The 18,242-nt window shown below is 75.9% G+C and carries 18 protein-coding genes; 10 read left to right on the forward strand and 8 right to left on the reverse strand.

All coding sequences use genetic code 11. The features are described 5' to 3' along the window. Positions 1-13 precede the first annotated feature (13 nt). Entirely contained in the window at positions 14-1,489 is a 1,476-nt protein-coding gene (locus HOP40_RS14595) for an aldehyde dehydrogenase family protein (protein WP_172158818.1), read from the forward strand. On the opposite strand, the gene HOP40_RS14600 is transcribed toward HOP40_RS14595, so the two are convergent. After that, complete coding sequence (locus tag HOP40_RS14600) at positions 1,416-2,276, reverse strand: alpha/beta fold hydrolase (RefSeq protein WP_205347197.1); 861 nt, start codon at positions 2,274-2,276, stop codon at positions 1,416-1,418. The two genes, HOP40_RS14595 and HOP40_RS14600, sit on opposite strands and share 74 nt — an antisense overlap. 75 nt (positions 2,277-2,351) lie before the next feature. On the opposite strand from HOP40_RS14600, the gene HOP40_RS14605 reads away from it, so the two are divergent. The 3 genes from HOP40_RS14605 to HOP40_RS14615 all read left to right on the forward strand — a co-directional run bounded on the left by HOP40_RS14605 (position 2,352) and on the right by HOP40_RS14615 (position 5,002). Next, positions 2,352-2,855: a MarR family winged helix-turn-helix transcriptional regulator gene (locus HOP40_RS14605; RefSeq protein WP_205347198.1), complete on the forward strand. Its 504-nt coding sequence runs from the start codon at positions 2,352-2,354 to the stop codon at positions 2,853-2,855. Positions 2,856-2,916: 61 nt separating this feature from the next. Continuing rightward, the gene (locus HOP40_RS14610; RefSeq protein WP_172158820.1) at positions 2,917-4,701 is read left to right on the forward strand and encodes a 3-hydroxyacyl-CoA dehydrogenase family protein; all 1,785 of its coding nucleotides are present in this window, start codon (positions 2,917-2,919) and stop codon (positions 4,699-4,701) included. A 22-nt stretch (positions 4,702-4,723) separates the two neighbouring features. Then, positions 4,724-5,002: a hypothetical protein gene (locus tag HOP40_RS14615; protein WP_240157674.1), complete on the forward strand. Its 279-nt coding sequence runs from the start codon at positions 4,724-4,726 to the stop codon at positions 5,000-5,002. Between the two features lie 103 nt (positions 5,003-5,105). On the opposite strand, the gene HOP40_RS14620 is transcribed toward HOP40_RS14615, so the two are convergent. The 3 genes from HOP40_RS14620 to mce form a co-directional block, all read right to left on the reverse strand. Beyond that, a complete protein-coding gene (locus HOP40_RS14620; RefSeq protein ID WP_172158822.1) occupies positions 5,106-6,689 on the reverse strand; it encodes a coiled-coil domain-containing protein in 1,584 nt (527 codons plus the stop codon). Positions 6,690-6,766: 77 nt separating this feature from the next. Further along, positions 6,767-8,098 (reverse strand): crotonyl-CoA carboxylase/reductase, encoded by a 1,332-nt coding sequence (gene ccrA / locus HOP40_RS14625; protein ID WP_172158832.1) that lies wholly within the window; start codon positions 8,096-8,098, stop codon positions 6,767-6,769. Positions 8,099-8,301: 203 nt separating this feature from the next. Then, a complete protein-coding gene (mce, locus tag HOP40_RS14630) occupies positions 8,302-8,754 on the reverse strand; it encodes a methylmalonyl-CoA epimerase (RefSeq protein ID WP_172158834.1) in 453 nt (150 codons plus the stop codon). A gap of 164 nt (positions 8,755-8,918) precedes the next feature. On the opposite strand from mce, the gene HOP40_RS14635 reads away from it, so the two are divergent. Next, the gene (locus HOP40_RS14635; protein ID WP_172158836.1) at positions 8,919-10,112 is read left to right on the forward strand and encodes an acetyl-CoA C-acetyltransferase; all 1,194 of its coding nucleotides are present in this window, start codon (positions 8,919-8,921) and stop codon (positions 10,110-10,112) included. 12 nt (positions 10,113-10,124) lie between these two features. After that, a complete protein-coding gene (meaB, locus tag HOP40_RS14640; protein WP_172158839.1) occupies positions 10,125-11,111 on the forward strand; it encodes a methylmalonyl Co-A mutase-associated GTPase MeaB in 987 nt (328 codons plus the stop codon). A gap of 47 nt (positions 11,112-11,158) precedes the next feature. Here meaB and HOP40_RS14645 read toward each other — a convergent pair whose 3' ends face one another. After that, positions 11,159-12,349, reverse strand: coding sequence for a helix-turn-helix domain-containing protein (locus HOP40_RS14645; protein ID WP_172158841.1), 1,191 nt, complete (start codon positions 12,347-12,349; stop codon positions 11,159-11,161). A gap of 280 nt (positions 12,350-12,629) precedes the next feature. Next, positions 12,630-13,133 (reverse strand): MarR family winged helix-turn-helix transcriptional regulator, encoded by a 504-nt coding sequence (locus HOP40_RS14650; protein WP_172158843.1) that lies wholly within the window; start codon positions 13,131-13,133, stop codon positions 12,630-12,632. Positions 13,134-13,205: 72 nt separating this feature from the next. On the opposite strand from HOP40_RS14650, the gene HOP40_RS14655 reads away from it, so the two are divergent. Both HOP40_RS14655 and HOP40_RS14660 read left to right on the forward strand, forming a co-directional pair. Beyond that, on the forward strand, positions 13,206-13,556 hold the full coding sequence (locus HOP40_RS14655) for a thiamine-binding protein (protein WP_172158844.1): 351 nt from the start codon (positions 13,206-13,208) through the stop codon (positions 13,554-13,556). After that, positions 13,553-14,296: an alpha/beta fold hydrolase gene (locus HOP40_RS14660; RefSeq protein WP_172158845.1), complete on the forward strand. Its 744-nt coding sequence runs from the start codon at positions 13,553-13,555 to the stop codon at positions 14,294-14,296. Before HOP40_RS14655 ends, HOP40_RS14660 begins: the two co-directional genes overlap by 4 nt. A gap of 67 nt (positions 14,297-14,363) precedes the next feature. On the opposite strand, the gene HOP40_RS14665 is transcribed toward HOP40_RS14660, so the two are convergent. Further along, positions 14,364-14,657, reverse strand: coding sequence for a hypothetical protein (locus HOP40_RS14665; protein ID WP_172158846.1), 294 nt, complete (start codon positions 14,655-14,657; stop codon positions 14,364-14,366). A gap of 228 nt (positions 14,658-14,885) precedes the next feature. Here HOP40_RS14665 and HOP40_RS14670 point away from each other — a divergent pair, with 228 nt between their 5' ends. Together HOP40_RS14670 and HOP40_RS14675 are read left to right on the forward strand one after the other, a co-directional pair. After that, on the forward strand, positions 14,886-15,767 hold the full coding sequence (locus HOP40_RS14670; protein ID WP_240157675.1) for an SCO6745 family protein: 882 nt from the start codon (positions 14,886-14,888) through the stop codon (positions 15,765-15,767). 135 nt (positions 15,768-15,902) lie between these two features. Continuing rightward, positions 15,903-16,832 carry a tetratricopeptide repeat protein gene (locus tag HOP40_RS14675; protein WP_172168360.1) on the forward strand — a complete coding sequence of 310 codons (930 nt, stop codon included), beginning with the start codon at positions 15,903-15,905 and terminating at the stop codon, positions 16,830-16,832. 42 nt (positions 16,833-16,874) lie between these two features. Here the strand turns inward: HOP40_RS14675 and HOP40_RS14680 are convergent, their stop codons facing one another. Continuing rightward, positions 16,875-18,200 carry a neutral zinc metallopeptidase gene (locus HOP40_RS14680; protein WP_172158847.1) on the reverse strand — a complete coding sequence of 442 codons (1,326 nt, stop codon included), beginning with the start codon at positions 18,198-18,200 and terminating at the stop codon, positions 16,875-16,877. Positions 18,201-18,242 lie beyond the last annotated feature (42 nt).

An 18,242-nucleotide genomic window follows, 5' to 3' on the forward strand; every position in this document is an offset into this window, starting at 1 on the left:
CTACTCTTCGGTAATGACCACGACGCAGGCGCCCGTCCAGGCCACGTTCGAGTCCCTCGACCCGCGCACGGGCGCGGTCGTCGGCACGTACCCGGTGCACACCGCCGCCGACGTCGAGGCCGCCGTGACCCGCGCCGCCGACGCCGCGACCTGGTGGGCCGAGCTCGGCTTCGACGGCCGCCGCGCGCTGCTGGTGCAGTGGCGCCGCGCGCTCGTGAAGGGCCTCGACGCCCTCGCGCGCATCGTCGTCGAGGAGACCGGGAAGCCGTTCGACGACGCCCGCCTCGAGCTCGTGCTGGCGATCGACCACCTCGACTGGGCCGCCAAGCACGCGGAGAAGGTGCTCGGCAGGCGGAAGGTCTCCTCGGGGCTGCTGATGGCCAACCAGGCCGCGACGCTCACCTACGCGCCGCTCGGCGTCGTCGGCGTCATCGGGCCGTGGAACTACCCGGTGTTCACGCCGATGGGCTCGATCGCCTACGCGCTGGCCGCCGGCAACGCGGTCGTGTTCAAGCCCAGCGAGCTGACGCCCGGCGTCGGGGTGGCGCTGGCCGACTCGCTCGCCGAGATCGTCGGCGGCCGCCCGGTGCTCCAGGTCGTCACCGGGTCGGGTGAGACGGGCGCGGCGCTCTGCCGCGCGGCCGGCGTCTCCAAGATCGCGTTCACCGGCTCGACGGCCACCGGCAAGCGCGTGATGGCCACCTGCGCCGAGACCCTCACGCCGGTGCTGATCGAGTGCGGCGGCAAGGACCCGCTGATCGTCGACGCCGACGCCGACCTGGAGGCCGCCGCCGACGCCGCCGTCTGGGGCGGGATGTCCAACGCCGGCCAGACCTGCGTCGGCGTGGAGCGCGTGTACGTGCTCGATTCGGTGGCGCAGGAGTTCACCGACAAGGTGGTCGCCAAGGCGAACGCGCTGACGGCGGGGGCGGAGTTCGGGCCGATGACGATGGCGTCGCAGACCGAGGTGGTGCGCCGCCACGTCGCCGACGCGCTGGAGAAGGGCGGCACGGCCGTCGTCGGCGGGGCCGACAGCGCCGCCACCGGGTTCGTCAAGCCGGTCGTGATCCTGGACGTGCCCGAGGACTCCACCGCCGTCACCGAGGAGACGTTCGGGCCGCTGCTCGTCGTCAACCGGGTGCCCGACGTCGACGAGGCCGTGCGCCGCGCCAACGCCACCGGCTACGGACTGGGCGCCACGGTGTTCTCGAAGGCCCGCGGCGCCGAGATCGCCGCCCGGCTGCGCTGCGGCATGGTCTCGGTCAACTCCGTCATCTCCTTCGCCGGCATCCCCGCCCTGCCCTTCGGGGGAGTGGGCGACTCCGGGTTCGGGCGCATCCACGGCGAGGACGGGCTGCGCGAGTTCACCCGCCCGCAGGCCGTGGCGCGCCAGCGGTTCGCCCTGCCGATCGCGGTCACGAGCTTCCGGCGGACGTCCGCGGGGATGGGTGCGCTGCTCGGGCTGGTGCGGGTGCTGCGGGGGCGCTGACCCCCCACAGTTCGAGGACGAGGTCGCCGAAGGCGTCCGGGGCCTCCAGCGGCGGCAGGTGCCCCGCCCCGGCGACGCCGGCGGCCGTGGCGCGGGGCATCCGGGCCGCGGCGGCCGCGGCGCGGGGGGGTGACCAGATCGGGTCCGCCGCCCCGGCGACAAGCAGGGTCGGCGCGGCGATCCGCGAGACCTCGTCGGTCAGGTCCGGCCGGCGCAGCATCATCTCCGTCATCACCCGGTGCATCCCGGTGCGCGGGGCCGCGGCGAACGCACTGGTCACCAGGTCGAGGGCCTCGGGGTCGTCCGCCGCGGTCGCGGGCGACAGCAGGCTCGCCGCCACGGCCGAGCGCAGGGGCCGGGCCGCGCCGAGCACCCGGTAGGCGGCGACGAGGGTGCCGATCCGGCGCCGCTGCGCGGGCGGCAGCGGCGCGGGCGGAGCCGCGGCGGCGGTCAGCGTGCGGCACAGGTGCGGGTGCCGGGCGGCGAGGACGAGGCCCACGTGCCCGCCCCAGGCGTTGCCGACCCAGTCCACCGCGCCGAGCCCCAGCGCCGCCAGGACCTGCGACGCGGCGGTCGCGCAGTCGGCGAGGCCGGTTCCCCGCGGCGGCGGGCCGCTGCGGCCGTGGCCCGGCCCGTCGACGAGCACCAGCGTGCGGTGCTCCGCGAGCCGCCCCGTGACGCGGGACCACTGCCGGGAGTCGACCAGCATGGAGTGCCACAGCAGTGCGGGCGGGCCGGAGCCGAGCGTCGTGACGTGCAGCCGACCGGCGTCGGTGGTGATGTCCACGGTCCTTCTTCCCCGATGTGTCGGTGCAGATGCGCAGGTTTCCGAAGTTTCGGAAACCGTTGTATAGTGCCGGTCGTGGATCCGTCAAGCGCCGTCCGGCCGCTGCCCGCCGACCGCCCCGCGATCGGCCAGCTGCTCGGGCGGCTGCTCCAGCACTTCCGGCTGGAGGTGTTCGCCGCTTCGCACGACGCCGGCTTCGACGACATCCGCGAGGCGCACCTGCAGGTCTTCGGCAACCTGCGCGGGGAGAACGTCCGCCTCACCACGCTGGCCGCCCGGGCGCACCTGAGCCGGGCCGCCACCGCCGAGCTGGTCGACGACCTGCAGCGGCGCGGCTACCTGGAGCGCGTCCCGGACCCCACCGACGGGCGCGCGCGGCTGATCCGGCCCACCGCGCGGGGGGAGCGGGCGCTGCGGGCCGCGGCGGTGCGGGTCGCGGAGATCGAGACGGCCTGGGGCGACCTCGTCGGGCCGGCGGCGTTCGAGGAGGCCTGCCGCACGCTCGACCGCCTGCTGTCCGCCGTGGACGCGGGCCGTGTTCCCGGCGACACGGACGGGGCGGGGAGCGCCGCCGGATGACAGGATGCTCGGCGACCCGAATCCCCCAACGTCGGAGGCTGTGACTTTGAACGGCGGCAGCGTGGCACGCGAGTTCCGGACGGTCGGAGTGGTCGGCCTGGGCACCATGGGTGCGGGCATCGTCGAGGTGTTCGCCCGCAAGGGCCTGCAGGTGATCGCCGTCGAGACCGACGCCGAGGCCGTCGAGCGCGGGCGCAGCCACCTCGAGACCTCCACGTCCCGCGCCGTGGGCCGCGGCAAGCTCACCCAGGAGGACGCCGACGCGCTGCTGGCCCGCATCACGACCAGCACGTCGCTGGCCGACCTGGCCGACGCCGACCTCGTCATCGAGGCCGTGCCCGAGAGCCTGGACCTCAAGGCGAAGGTGTTCGCCGAGCTCGACACGGTGTGCCGCCCCGAGGTGATCCTCGCGTCGAACACGTCCTCGCTGTCGGTCACCGAGCTGGCCGTGCGCACCGGGCGTCCCGGCAAGGTCGTCGGCCTGCACTTCTTCAACCCGGCGCCGGTCCAGAAGCTCGTCGAGATCGTGCGCACCGTCGTCACCGAGCAGGACGTGGCCGACGACGTGGCGGCGTTCGCGGCCACGCTCGACAAGGTCCCGGTCGTGATCGGCGACCGCGCCGGCTTCATCGCCAACGCGCTGCTGTTCGGCTACCTCAACCACGCCGCGAAGATGTACGAGCAGCGCTACGCCAGCCGCGAGGACCTCGACGCCGCCATGCGCTACGGCTGCGGCTACCCGATGGGCCCGCTCGCGCTGCTCGACCTGATCGGGCTCGACACGAGCTACGAGATCCTCGACACGATGTACAAGCAGTCGCGCAACCAGCAGCACGCGCCGGCGCCGGTGCTCAAGCAGATGATCACCGCCGGGCTGCTCGGCCGGAAGACCGGGCGCGGCTTCTACACCTACGCCGGCGCGCACAGCTCCGAGGTCGTGCCCGACGCCCTCACGCCGTCGGGCACCGTCCCCGAGGACGTCGCGATCCGCGAGATCGCCCGGGTCGGCGTCGTCGGCACCGGGACGATGGCCTCGGGCATCGTCCAGGTCCTCGCCACGGCGGGGCTCGACGTGGTCGTGCGCGGGCGCAGCGACTCCAAGGTGTCCGCGTCGATCGCGGGGATCAAGAAGTCCCTGGAGAAGGCCGTCGTGCGCGGCAAGGTCACCGAGGAGGACAAGGACGCCACGCTGGCCCGGATCACCGGCACCACGCGCCTGGAGGACTTCGCCGACGTCGACCTCGTCGTGGAGGCCATCGCCGAGGAGCTCGACGTCAAGCGCGCCGTGTTCTCCGCGCTCGACGACATCTGCAAGCCCGGCGCGATCCTGGCCACGACCACGTCGTCGCTGCCCGTCGTGGAGTGCGCGGCGGCCACGACGCGGCCCCAGGACGTCATCGGCATGCACTTCTTCAACCCCGCGCCCGCGATGAAGCTGGTCGAGGTCGTCTCCACGATCACGACCGCGCCCGAGGTGGCGGCGTCGGTGCTGGCGCTGTGCGAGCGGATCGGGAAGGTGCCGGTGAGCTGCGGCGACCGCGCCGGGTTCATCGTCAACGCGCTGCTGTTCCCGTACCTGAACGACGCGGTGAAGATGCTGGAGGCGCACTACGCCACCGCCGACGACATCGACTCCGCGATGAAGACCGGCTGCGCCCTGCCGATGGGTCCGTTCGAGCTGCTCGACGTCGTCGGGCTGGACGTCTCGCTGGCCATCGAGCGGTCGCTCTACCAGGAGTTCCGCGAGTCCGGCTTCGCCCCCGCCCCGCTGCTGGAGCACCTCGTCACGGCCGGGCGCCTCGGGCGCAAGACCGGGCACGGGTTCCGGGACTACGCGGCGCGCTGATCCGGAGACGGGCCGACACCTGATGGCCAGGGGACGCCGACCGCAGCGGCCGCCGCACGTGCCGCTGCGGTCGGCGACCTACACCCGCGTCGAGGGCGAGTGGATCGTCCGCAGCGTGCCCGGGTCGACGGCGTCGGACCGCTCCTACCGCTGCCCGGGGTGCGACCACGCGATCCCGGGCACGGCGCCGCACGTCGTCGCCTGGCCCGCGGGGGAGTACGGCTCGGTCGAGGACCGGCGGCACTGGCACGCCGGCTGCTGGGCCGCGCGCGACCGGCGGGGGCCCGGGCGGCGGCGCTGACGCTCGCGCTGCCGGTTCGCCCGACGGTGACCTGCTCGGGCGGTGTGCCCGTCCTCGTCCCTCGGGACGGGTCAGGGTCGTCGACGGGTCAGCGTTCGACGGGTCAGCGGCGGCCGGCGGCGGCGCGGGCGCGGCGGCGGTCGCGCCGCCGGGGGCTGGGCCGGGTGTCGGCCGTGCCGTCCGGCGCGTCGGCCGTGCCGTCGTCCGGGGTGCTGTCGTCCGGGGTGCTGTCGTCCGGGGTGCTGTCGTCCGGGGTGCTGTCGTCCGGGGTGCTGTCAGCCGGGGTGCTGTCGGCCGCGCCGGTGGTGGCGGGGTCCGTCGCACCGTTCGTCGTGGTGCCGGCCGGGGCCTCGGCCGCTGCGCCGTTCCTCGCGCCGTCCCCGGCCCCGACGGCCGGCGCGGCCGTCGAGCCGTTCGGCGCCGGGACGGGCTCGAGATCGGTCAGGGTGTCGGGCTTGAGCTGCACGGTCGGCGGCTCGGTCTGGGCGCGGGGGGCGGGCGGCGCGGTCCGGGCAGTCGGCGCCGGCGCGGTCTGGGCGGCCGGCGCCGGGGTGACCGGCGCGGGGGCGGCCGGAGCGGGGGTGACCGGCGCAGCCGGGGCCTGGGCGGGCGTGGGGGACGGGGTGCGGCCGTTGGTGCGCGCGCCCGGCTCGCCCTCGACGGGGGCGAGCGAGGCGAGGGCCCGGCTCAGCACGTACTGCGTGCCGCCGAGCTGCTCGGCGATCCGGCCGCGCAGGGTGGTGAGCTCGGCGACGCGGCGCTCCGCGGCGGCGACGATGCGGTGGGCGTGCTCCTCGGCGCGCAGGACCTCGACGCGGACGCGCTCGGCGTGGGCCTGGTGCAATCCGTCGATCTCCCGACGCGTCGACGCGCGCTCGGCGGCGAGGGCGGCCAGCGCCTCGGTGCGGCGCTGGTCCATTGCGATGGCGAAGTCCTGCTCCACCTCGTCGCGCTGCGCCTGCGCCTGCGCCCAGAGGCGGGCGCGCTCCTCCTCGGAGCGGCGCGTCAGCTCGGCGACCTCGCGCTCGACCCCGGCCCGCTGCGCGGCGAGCGCCTGCTCGACCGTGGCGCGCTCCTCGGCCAGCCGGGCCTCGGTGGTGGCGCGCAGCTCGGCGATCTCGCGCTCCATCGCCTCGCGGTCGGCGGCGACGGCGCGCTCCATCGCGATCCGGTCGGTGACCAGCCGGGCCTTCTCGCGGGCCGTGCGCTCGGCGAGCTCGGTCGCCTCGACCTGCGCCGGGCCCAGGTAGGACGCCGCCTCGTCGCGGGCGGCGGTGAGGGTGCGCTCGGCCTCCTCCTTCGCGGCGGCCAGCGTCCGCTCGGCCTCCTGCTCCGCCTCCTCGCGGCGGCGGGCGGCGTCCTTCTCCGCGCCGGCGAGCATGTCGGAGACCTCGTCCTCGGCGAGGCGCAGCATCGACCGCATGCGCTCGCTCATGCCCTGCACGCTCTGCGGCGGCCCGGCGAGCGTCCGGACCTGCGCCCGCAGCTTCTCGGCACGGGCCCGCGCATCCTCCAGCTCGCGCCCCAGCTGGGTCGCCTGGTCGACGGCGGCGTCACGGTCGGCGGCCAGGATGCTGATCTCCGCGTCGATCCGGCGGAGGTGCATGTCGACCTGGCCCTGGTCGTAGCCCCGGCGCACGACGTCGAATCCGGCGTCCGGCATGGCCTCAGCGGGGTCGACTGGCATGCACCTCACCGTACCGGGCCCACCACGGGCGCTTCAGACGTGCTCGGCCCGTGGTGGGCTTCCTCACTCGGACGAGGTCAGACGCCGCGGAAGCGGTTGATGCCCTCGAGGTGGCGGGCGCGCTTGTCGGGGTCGGTGACGCCGAGGCCTTCTTCGGGGGCGAGGGCGAGGACGCCGACCTTGCCCTGGTGGCTGTTGGTGTGGACGTCGAGGGCGGCCTGTCCGGTGTCGGCGAGGGGGTAGACCTGGGACAGGGTGGGGTGGATCAGGCCCTTGTCGATGAGCCGGTTGGCCTCATACGACTCGCGGTAGTTCGCGAAGTGCGAGCCGATGATGCGCTTGAGGTTCATCCACAGGTAGCGGTTGTCGTAGGTGTGCTCGTAGCCGGAGGTGGAGGCGCAGGTGACGATGGTGCCGCCCTTGCGGGCGACGTAGACCGAGGCGCCGAAGGTCTCCCGGCCGGGGTGCTCGAACACGATGTCGGGGTCCTCACCGCCGGTGAGCTCGCGGATCTTCGCCCCGAGGCGCTTCCACTCCTTGGGGTCCTGGTGGTGCTCGTCGCTCCAGAACCGGTAGCCCTCCGCGGAGCGGTCGATGATCAGCTCGGCGCCCATCCTGCGGCAGACCTCGGCCTTCTCCGGGGAGGACACCACGCAGATCGGGGTGGCGCCGCCGTTGAGGGCGAACTGGGTGGCGTAGGAGCCCAGGCCGCCCGAGGCGCCCCAGATCAGGACGTTGTCGCCCTGCTTCATCCCGGCCCCGTTGCGCGAGACCAGCTGGCGGTAGGCGGTGGAGTTGACCAGCCCGGGCGCGGCGGCCTCCTCCCAGGTCAGGTGGGCGGGCTTGGGCATCAGCTGGTTGGACTTGACCAGCGCCAGCTCGGCCAGCCCACCGAAGTTGGTCTCGAACCCCCAGATCCGCTGCTCGGGGTCCATCATCGAGTCCCCGTGCCCGTCGGGGCTCTCCATCTCCACCGACAGGCAGTGCGCCACGACCTGGTCACCGGGCTTCCAGGCGTTCACCCCGGGCCCGGTGCGCAGCACCACACCGGCCAGGTCCGAGCCGACCACGTGGTAGGGCAGGTCGTGCCGGGCGGTGAGCGGGGAGATCCGGCCGTAGCGGCGCAGGAAGCTGAACGTCGACACCGGCTCGAAGATCGAGGTCCACACGGTGTTGTAGTTGATCGCCGAGGCCATCACCGCCACGACCGCCTCACCCGGGCCCAGCTCCGGGGTGGCCACGTCCTCCACGTGCAGGGACTTGCGCGGGTCCTTCTCCTTCGACGGGATACCGGCGAACATCTCCGCCTCGTCGGCGTGCACGGTGACCCCGCGGTAGTGGTCGGGGACATCGAGCCCGCCGACGGCGTCGAACTGCCCGGCGAGGATGGCGTCGCGGATCTCCAGCACGGCTGGCCTCCGATGGCTGAGTCGTGGGTTAGATGCTTGGCATCCCGAAAGTTACTGCGCGGTATGGTACCCGTTCGGGTGCTTCCGCACCCCGTCCACGTGGCCAGGACCACTCGCCCGAGGGACCGGGCCCGACCTGTCCTGCTGGACCGGCCCGTCGGACCCGGCCCGTCGTGACCCGATCCGTCGGACCCGCCCTCGGATCAGTGCCCCGAGGCCGCCGGCTCCACGAGCTCGACGAGCACGCCGCCCGCGTCCTTGGGGTGCAGGAAGTTGATGCGCGAGTCGGCGGTGCCGCGCCGCGGCTCGTCGTAGAGCAGGCGGACGCCCTTGGCCCGGAGCGCGGCGCTGGTGGCGTCGATGTCGGTGACCCGGTAGGCCATCTGCTGGATGCCGGGGCCGTTGCGGTCGAGGAACTTGCCGATCGGCGAGTCGGGCCGCAGGGGGGCGAGGAGCTGGATGGCCGCGCCGGCGTCGCCCGGTGCGGACAGCATCGCCTCGCGGACGCCCTGCTCCTCGTTGGTCTCGACGTGCGTCGCGACCAGCCCGAGCGTGTCGGCGTACCAGGCGATCGCCTCGTCGAGGTCGGCGACGGCGATGCCGACGTGGTCGACCGCGGTGATCGTGTGCTCTCCCGAAGGTGCGTGCTCAGCCATGGCGGGAATGTAGCCGCCCCGGGCCGCTGACGTGCGGTTGTGTGCCGGGTCACGCCGTGGACGGCGTCACGGGGGCCGGTCGGGCACGCCGACGGCGGGTATGTTCGCAGCAACTCAGGGTCACTCGCACCATCTCGACCGCATCGCAGCTGCTGGAGGTCTCCGTGTCCGGATCCGTCATCGTCGCCGGCGCCCGCACCCCGATGGGGCGCCTGCTCGGCCAACTGAAGGACTTCACCGGCGCGCAGCTCGGCGGCGTCGCGATCAAGGGCGCGCTCGAGCGCGCCGGCGTGTCGCCGGACCAGGTCGAATACGTGATCATGGGCCAGGTGCTCACGGCCGGCGCCGGCCAGATCCCCGCCCGCCAGGCCGCGACGGCCGCAGGCATCGGGATGGACGTGCCCGCGCTCACGATCAACAAGGTCTGCCTCTCCGGCCTCAACGCGATCGCGCTGGCCGACCAGCTGATCCGCGCCGGGGAGTACGACGTCATCGTGGCCGGCGGCCAGGAGTCGATGACGCAGGCGCCGCACCTGCTCTCGAAGTCCCGCTCGGGCTTCAAGTACGGCGACGTCACCATGCTCGACCACATGGCCCACGACGGCCTCTACGACTCCTTCGACCAGGTCTCGATGGGCGCCTCCACGGAGAAGCACAACGCCCGCTACGAGATCACGCGCGCCGACCAGGACGAGTTCGCCGCGCAGTCGCACCAGCGCGCCGGCAAGGCCGTGGAGAGCGGGCTGTTCGGCGACGAGATCACGCCGGTGCACGTGCCCCAGCGCAAGGGCGACGCGCTGGTCGTCGACGCCGACGAGGGCATCCGCCCCGAGACCACCGCCGAGGGCCTGGGCAAGCTCCGCCCGGCGTTCTCCGCCGACGGCACCATCACGGCGGGCTCCTCCTCGCCGATCTCCGACGGTGCCGCGGCCGTCGTGGTGATGAGCAAGGCCAAGGCCGAGGAGCTGGGCCTCACCTGGCTCGCCGAGATCGGCGCCCAGGGCATGGTGGCCGGCCCGGACGACTCCAGCCTGCACGAGCAGCCCGCCAACGCGATCGCCGCCGCGTGCCGCAAGGAGGGCATCGAGGTCGGCGACCTCGACATCATCGAGATCAACGAGGCGTTCGCCGCCGTGGGCGTGGTGTCGACCCGCAAGCTCGGCGTCGACCCGGCGATCGTCAACCCGAACGGCGGCGCCATCGCGCTCGGCCACCCCATCGGCGCCTCGGGCGCGCGCCTCGCGCTGCACCTGGCGCTGGAGCTCCAGCGCCGCGGTGGCGGCGTCGGCGCGGCGGCCCTGTGCGGCGGCGGTGGCCAGGGTGACGCGCTGATCCTGCGCGTGCCCGCCACGAGCTGACCGGTACCGGCGATGCCCCGCCCCGACGTGCCCGATCTCGTGGAGCGGGCCCGCCGCGGCGAGGCCCGCGCCGTCGCCCGCCTGATCTCCCTGGTGGAGAACGGGATGGACGGTGCGGGTGACGCTGCCACCGCCGACCTGCGCGCCGTGGCGGCCGCGCTCGCCCCGCACACGGGGCGGGCGCACGTCGTGGGCCTGACCGGACCTCCGGGCGTGGGGAAGTCGACGTCGACCTCGGTGCTCGTGGGCGCGCTGCGCGCCCGGGGGCGGCGGGTCGGCGTGCTGGCCGTGGACCCGTCGTCGCCGTTCTCCGGTGGCGCCCTGCTCGGGGACCGCGTGCGGATGGGCGAGCACGCCACCGATGAGGGCGTCTTCATCCGGTCGATGGCCACGCGCGGGCACCTGGGCGGCCTCGCCTGGGCCACGCCGCAGGCGCTGCGTGTGCTCGATGCCGCCGGCTGCGACGTCGTCCTCGTGGAGACCGTCGGCGTCGGCCAGAGCGAGGTGGAGGTCGTGGCGCTCGCCGACACCACCGTGGTGCTGCTCGCCCCCGGCATGGGTGACGGCGTGCAGGCCGCGAAGGCCGGGATCCTGGAGATCGCCGACGTGTTCGTGGTGAACAAGGCCGACCGCGACGGCGCTGCGCAGACCGTGCGCGACCTGCGGCACATGATGTCGCTCGACGGCGACGAGCGCGGGTGGGAGCGGCCGGTGGTGCCGACGGTGGCCGCCCGCGCCGAGGGCGTGGAGGAGCTGGTGGCGGCCCTGGACGCGCACCGCGACTGGATGGACGCCGGGGGCGAGCGGCGGCGGCGGCGCCTGGCCCGCGCCCGCTCGGAGATCCAGGCGATCACGCTGGAGCGGGTGCGCGCGCGCATCGGCGACGTGTCCGGCGCCGACGGCCTCGCCACGCTCGCGGAGCGCGTCGTGGACGGCGAGCTCGACCCCTACGGCGCGGCCGACGAGCTGGCCGGCACGGTGGTCGCGCCGCAGCACTAGCCGCCCGGCGCGCCTGCTCTCGCGCCCGGCCGCCGCCCTGCGCGGGCTCACGACGTGCTGCCCAGGCGGGCCGTCAGGCGGCGGGCGCCGATGCGCAGGGCCAGCGCCCGGGCCTCCCGGGCGTGCCCGGCCGCGCTGCCGGGATCGCTGCCGGCCAGGGCCCGCGCCAGGTCGGCGTGCAGGCCGGCCCGGGTGCGGGCCGACCGCGGACCCGCGGCCAGGCCGGACTCCAGCCGCGCGGCGGCCGCCGGGTCGCCCAGCTCGAGCAGCGCCTGCCCGTGCCGGTGGTGGACGTCGGCCCACTCGATACCGACCCCCTGGGGGTGCGCGGCGTCGATCGGAGGAGCGGCCAGGGCTCGCCGTGCCGCCTCCGCCTTGCCCGCGGCGGCGAGGGCGACGGCCCGCGCGGCGTCCAGGCGGGCCCGGTCGGCCGCCGGGAGCGGCTCCTGCTCCGGCGCCCGCGCCGCGTCGTCAGGAAAGGCCGGCTCGGTGGGGACGGCCGGGCCGGTAGGGATGTTCGGGTCCGTGGGGAGGGCCGGGTCGGCGAGCAGGGCCGCGGCGCCGCGGGCGTCGCCGATCTCGCGCAGCACCTCGGCCCGTCCGACGAGCGCGGCCACGACGAGCACGGGCGACCCGGCCTCGCGCGCCGCCGCGGCGGCCGTGTCGAGGTGGCCCCACGCGGCGTCGGGGTCGTCGTCGTCGAGGGCGTGGCGCCCCGCGAGCGCGGCGGCGCCCGACAGCACGGCGGCCAGCGCGGGGCGCCGGGCGGGCGCCGCGGTGTGCCGCAGGGTGGAGACGAGCTGTGCGACCAGTGCCGCCGTGACGCCGGCGGACCCGGCGGCTCCCAGTTCGTCGTCGACGCGGCGGGCGGACTCCAGCTGCGCCGCCCACTGCCGCACCACCCCGTCGTCGACCGCGGCGGCCGCGGCCAGCGCACCGCGCAGGCGCTCGCGGCCGTCGGGCGGCCCGGGCGGCCCGACGGCGAGGCCGAGCTCCTCGGCGCTGCGCCCGTACAGCTCGGCCAGCAGGGCCCGGTACTCCGGCTCGGGCCGCGCGTGGCCGTTCTCCCAGCGGGAGAGCTGCGTCTTGAGGCTGGCCGCGGAGGCGTCGGGCCCACCGCGCCGTTCGGCGAGCGCCCGCAGCGCCCCCGCCGCCCCCGACTGCGACCAGCCGCGCGCGGCCCGGGCCTCGCGCAGCGCGCTGGTGGGGACGCCGTCGGCGCCGGTCGGTGTGCTCACGGACCCAGGTTGTCGGACCCCGGCCGTACTGTCAACGCTGTTGACGCAACCGCCGTCAACAGCGGGACGGGGAGGCGGACGTGGACCTGACGACGTGCTCGGTGTGCGTGGTGGCCGGATCGGCCGGGGGAGCGCTGGTGGGGTTCGGCGCGGCCCGGCGCCGGGGGTGCCGCAGGGGCCGGCGCCGGCCGTGGAGCCGCGCTGCACGGCGGTGGCCCGGGCGGCGCGCGCCGGAGGACGAGCCGGGCGGGCCGTCGTGAGGGCCGGTGGGAGGCCGGTGTCAGGCGAAGTCGCCCGCGGCCCGGCGGATCTCGCCGAGCAGGGCGGTGAGCTGCGTCTGCTGCTCGTCGTCGAGGCCGGCGAGGCCGAAGTCGACGGCCGTCACCGACTCGGTGGCGCGCGCCCGCAGCGCCGCACCCTCGTCGGTGATCTCCACGAGGGTGGCCCGGCGGTCGGTGGGGTGCGGGATGCGGCGTACGAGGCCGTCGGCCTGCAGCCGGTCGACGATGTTGGTCACGCTCGTCGGGTGCAGCTGCAGGCGCTCGCCCATCACCCGCATGGGCAGCCGCCCGCTGCGCGCGAACGTGAGGAGCACCAGGGCCTCGTACCGGGCGAAGGTGAGGCCGTGCGGGCGCAGGGCGGCGTCCACGGCGGAGAGCAGGATCTGCTGCACGCGCATCACGCTGGTCACGGCGGCCATCGAGCGCGACGGGCCGATGCGCTCGGCCCACAGGTCCGCCGCCCGCATGATCGGGTCGAACGGCAGGGGATCGTGGCGGGCCATGGACGACGACGCTAGCAGCGTCGCCGTCCCGGGCCTCGCGCTCGGCCGCCGCGCTGGGGCACGCTGTCGACCATGCTCTTCGCCTTCAGCATCGCCCCAGCGGGCGGCGGCTCCGACAGCGTCGGTGACGTCGTCGCCGAGGCCGTCCGCGTCGTCCGCGCCTCCGGGCTGCCGCACGAGACCACGTCCATGTTCACCACGATCGAGTCCGCCACCTGGGACGAGGGGATGGCCGTGGTCAAGGCCGCGGTCGAGGCCGTGCAGGCCCGCGCCCCGCGCGTCAGCCTCGTGCTCAAGGCCGACATCCGGCCCGGGTTCGACAGCGGCCAGCTCCGGGCCAAGGTGGAGCGCGTCGAGGAGGCGCTGGGGGGAGCGGGCGGCTCCGCCGGCAGCGGCGACGGATCGCCGGAGGCCTCGGCGTGAGTCCGCGGGTCGTCCTGGTGCACGGGGCGTGGCACGACGGCTCCTGCTGGGCGCCGGTGGCCGAGCTGCTGGCCGGGCGGGGCCACGACGTGGTCGCGGTCGACCTGCCGAGCGACCGGCCGGGTGCCACGACCGACGAGTACGTCGAGGCCGTGCTGGCCGCGGCGGGCCCTCAGGGCCGCGTGGTCCTCGTCGGGCACTCGCTGGGCGGGCTCACCGTCCCGGTGGCGGCGCAGCGGCTCGGTCCCGACCGGGTGGCCGCACTCGTCCTGGTGGCCGCGCTCGTGCCGCTCCCCGGATCGTCGTGGGCCGACCGGACGCGCGCCGAGCCGGGGATCATGGCGGCCGGGTTCGGGCGGGGGCAGGTCCGCGGCGACGACGGCACGACGTCGTGGCCGCCGGACGCGGCGGCCGCGAACCTCTACGCCGGGGTGGCGGAGGAGCTCGCGGGCACCGGGACGCAGGACGGGCCGGCCGCCGTCGCCGCGGCGGTGGCCGCGGTCCGGCCGCAGGACTGGACGCTCACCCGGGAGGTCACGCCGCTCGCGGAGTGGCCCGCCGTGCGCACCGTGCAGGTGGTCTGCGCGGCCGACCGTGTGGTCGACCCGCAGTGGTCCCGCACCGGCGGCGTCGTGCCCGGGGCGGAGGTCGTCGAGCTCGCCGGCGGCCACTTCCCGATGCTCACGCGTCCCGCGGAGCTGGCCGACCTGCTGGCCGGGGTCGTCGGCCGGGCCGGATGAGGGGCGCCGACGCCGAGGACCCCCGGCGCACGCGGGCGCGGGGGGTCGGCGGTGACGGTGGTGCGGGTCAGCCCTGGGCGACGTTGAGCGTGAAGAAGAAGACGCCCACGAGGATGGCGGCGACGCCGAGCACCATGGCGATCTTGGCCTGCTGCGCCGCGGCCGGGCGGCGCACGGCGGCCACGCCGAGGCCCAGGGCGGCCGCGCCGAACACCCAGCCGAGGATGGAGATCGGGCTGACGAGCACGGCCAGCACGCCCACGATCAGGGCGATCTTGCCCAGGGTCGGGCTCTCCTCGCGCGCGGTCTTGGCGCGGGCGTCCTCGAGCAGGCGGTCGGCGACGGTCTTGTCCGTGCTCATGGCAGGTCCTCCGTGTGGGGGCCGCGCGGGGCGGCCGAGAAGTTCTACGGAGAGCGACGCGCGCGTCACTCACACATCCTCAACGACTGCCCGCCGGTCGTGGTGCTCCGCCGGTCCGGTGATCGACACGGCGGGTTCGGCACGATGATCAGTCACGCAGAGTCACGTGTAGGGCCCGGGTCGGGTGACACCGACCGGGTGGTGCGGTACCGGAACGAGGAGGACGACGTGGTTGAGCAGCACGAACACCGGGCGCGGCGGATGTGGCGGGCCGTGGAGCCGATCCACGCCGTCACCTACTTCGCCCCGGAGTCGAAGGAGAGGTGCGACGCGCTGGGCACGAAGGGCTACTGGATGAGCTACTTCGGGCTGCGGGCCGCCCCGCTGGGCGCGGCGCCGCCCGAGGTCGTCACCGCGCTGTTCTACAACTTCCACCCGGCGCACGTCGCCCGCGCGGTGCCCGCCGTCTGGGCGGTGGCCCCGCCCGAGCGGTACCTGGCCGCGCGGCTCGACGCCGTCGACGCGGCGCTGCACCGGGTCGTCGGGGCGGAGGTGCTCGGCTCCCCGGAGGTGGCCGAGGCCGCCGCCATCGCCCGCGACGCCGCGCTCGCCGCCCCCACGGCGGGGCGCGCGCTGGCCGCGGCCAACGCCGCGCTGCCGTGGCCCGACCGGCCGCACCTGGTGCTGTGGCACGCGCAGACCGTGCTGCGCGAGCACCGCGGCGACGGCCACGTGGCCGCGCTGCTGACGGCCGGGCTCGACCCGGTGGAGGCGCTGGTCGTCTTCGCCGCCGACGTGGGCCTCGACCCGGCGGCGCTGCGCGCGCGGCGGGGCTGGTCGGAGCAGGAGTGGGACGCGGCGGTGGCGCGGCTGACCGCGCGCGGGATCACCGAGGACTCCGGGGCCCTCACCGAGGAGGGCAGCGTGCTGCGCGCCGAGGTCGAGGCGTACACCGACGCCCTGGCCGACGTCCCGTGGGCGGCGGTCGGCGACGAGGCCGCCGAGCGGCTGGTCGCACTGACGACTCCGGTCGTCGCGACGCTCCCCGCGGGTGGCGTCTTCAGCCCCGACAACCCCATGGGGCTGCGCCTGCTGCCGGAGGCGGGGTGAGGGACGCGGGGTGAGGGGGCGGGGCGGGCGCCCGGGCCGACCCGGGCGTCGTCACCGCTCTCCACGTGCCAGGATGGTGCCGTGTCACGACCTGATCCCCGTCGGGCGGCCCAGACGGCTGCGCTGTCCTCCGCGATGTCCGGTGCGGTCGATCTCTCCGCGCTGAAGGCCCGCTCCGACGCCGCCAACCGTCCCGCCCCCGCCGGCCCCCCGCCCGGTGGCGCCCCGTCGGGTGGTGCCCCGCCCTCCGGGTTCGTCGTCGACGTCTCCGAGGCCACGTTCCAGGCCGACGTCCTCGAGCGCTCGATGGAGGTGCCGGTCGTCGTCGACCTGTGGGCCGAGTGGTGCGGGCCGTGCAAGCAGCTCTCGCCGGTGCTCGAGCGCCTCGCGGCCGCGGGCAACGGGTCCTGGATCCTCGCGAAGGTCGACGTCGACGCCAACCCGCGGATCGCGCAGGCTTTCGGCGCGCAGTCGATCCCGATGGTGGTCGCCGTCGTCGGCGGGCAGCCGGTCGACGCGTTCAACGGCGCCCAGCCCGAGCCGCAGGTCCGGCAGTGGATCGCCTCCCTGCTCGACGCCCTGCGCGAGCGGATGCCGGCCATCGCGGCGGCCGAGGCCGCCGCCGGTGGTGCGCCCGAGCCCGAGGAGGAGCCGGAGGACCCGCGCTTCACCGCGGCCGAGGACGCCCTCGAGCAGGGCGACTACGCCGCCGCCGAGGCCGCCTACCAGGACATCCTCAACGTGGAGCCGGCCAACGAGCAGGCCGTCGCCGCGCTCGCGCAGGTGCGGTTCCTGGCCCGCGCCGAGGCGGTCGACCCGGACGCGGTCACGAAGGCCGACGCCGCTCCCGACGACGTCGACGCGCAGCTCGCCGCGGCCGACGCCGAGATCGCCGGCGACGGGGTCGAGGCCGCCTTCGCGCGGCTCGTGGCCACCGCGGGCCGGGTCTTCGGCGACGACCGCGACCGGGTGCGCGAGCACCTCGTCGGGCTGTTCGAGCTGTTCCCGGCCGACGACGCCCGGGTCACCGCGGCCCGCCGGGCGCTCGCGCGCGTCCTGTTCTGATCCTGCGCCGCTCCTGCGGCTGACCGGGCGGCCGGGCCGGCGTCAGCAGACGGCCGGCCCGCCGCGCAGCCCGTCCTCGTAGCGGGCGACGCGCTCGTACCCGTGCTCGGCGGGGTCGGCCCGGCCGGCCGCGTCGCGCGCGGCCCAGTCGTCGGCGAGCAGGACCTGCACGGCCTCGTCGAGGTCGCCGGGGGAGAGCCGGAAGTCGACCGGCGCCACCAGCAGCTGCCCCGCGTAGGCCCCCGACAGGCAGACCGCGGCGTGACCGGCCGCGGCCCCCTCCACGGGCGTGCCCGCCGCCCGCAGCGCGGCCAGGCCGTAGCGGCCGGTCACCAGCGTGGCGCCGGCGAAGTCGCCGAGCCCGGTGTGCAGCGGGGCCAGCGCGGGCACGTCGACGTCGACCGCGCTCTCGGCCAGCGGGTCGGCCGCCGGGCACAGCCGCGCCGGCCCCTGCGCCGCGGCCTCCGGGCAGGCGCCGGTGGTGAGCGGCGGCGCGGTCCACCCCGCCACCCCGGCCAGCTCGGTGGCCCACTCGCGGGCGTCGACGCCGATCGCGGCCAGCAGGTCGCGCAGCGGCAGGTCGCCCGCGCGGGCCTGGTCGGCCGCCGACCCGAAGCGCACCTGCGTGAACCCGCGCTCCGGCACGGTCATCCCCGCGCAGCGCGTCGCCCCGTCGTCGTAGCCCGCCCGGAAGGCCGAGACGCGGTCGAACGCGTTGCCGTGCGCGCCCTCGTCGCCCGCCGCGACGCCGAGCGGGTCGCGGAAGCCGACCAGCGTGCGCAGCGCGGCGTCGCGCTCGGCGGTGCCGATCGGCAGGCCGGGCACCGGGACGTCGGCGAACTGGCGCACGACGACGCCGGTGTAGCAGTCGGCCATCGCCTCCAGCAGGATCGTCGGGTAGGCGCCCGGGTCGCGGGCCTGCGCCTCGTCGAGGCCCAGCCGGGTCTCCACCGCGTGCCCGATCTCGTGCGCGAGGACGACGACGACCCCGACGTGCCCGAACTGCGCGAACAGGTCCGGGACCAGCCCCGCGGCGTCCCACACCACGGCGTCGGCGGCGGGGCAGTAGTAGGCCTGGTCGGCGACCTCGGACAGGTCCTGCACGCACGGCGGGGTGCCGTCGCCGGGGGAGGCGGGCAGCAGCGTGCGGATGTCCTCCCACGGCTGCCCGAAGGACGCGGGGAACTCGGTGCGCCAGAAGTCCTCGACCGCGGCGGTCACCGCGGCGGCCGCGGCGTCGGCATCGGCGACGGCCGGGACCACGGCCGGCTCGGGCGGACGGAGGTCCGCGGCCACCCCGCGCCCGGGCACGGCCTGCGTGCACCCGACGAGCACCAGCGCCAGCAGCAGGACGAGTACGGCACGCACGCATCCATCCTCCCCCGGACCGGCCCGCCACGGGAGCCGGTC

It is taken from the genome of Pseudonocardia broussonetiae, from assembly GCF_013155125.1.
Taxonomy (GTDB): domain Bacteria; phylum Actinomycetota; class Actinomycetes; order Mycobacteriales; family Pseudonocardiaceae; genus Pseudonocardia; species Pseudonocardia broussonetiae.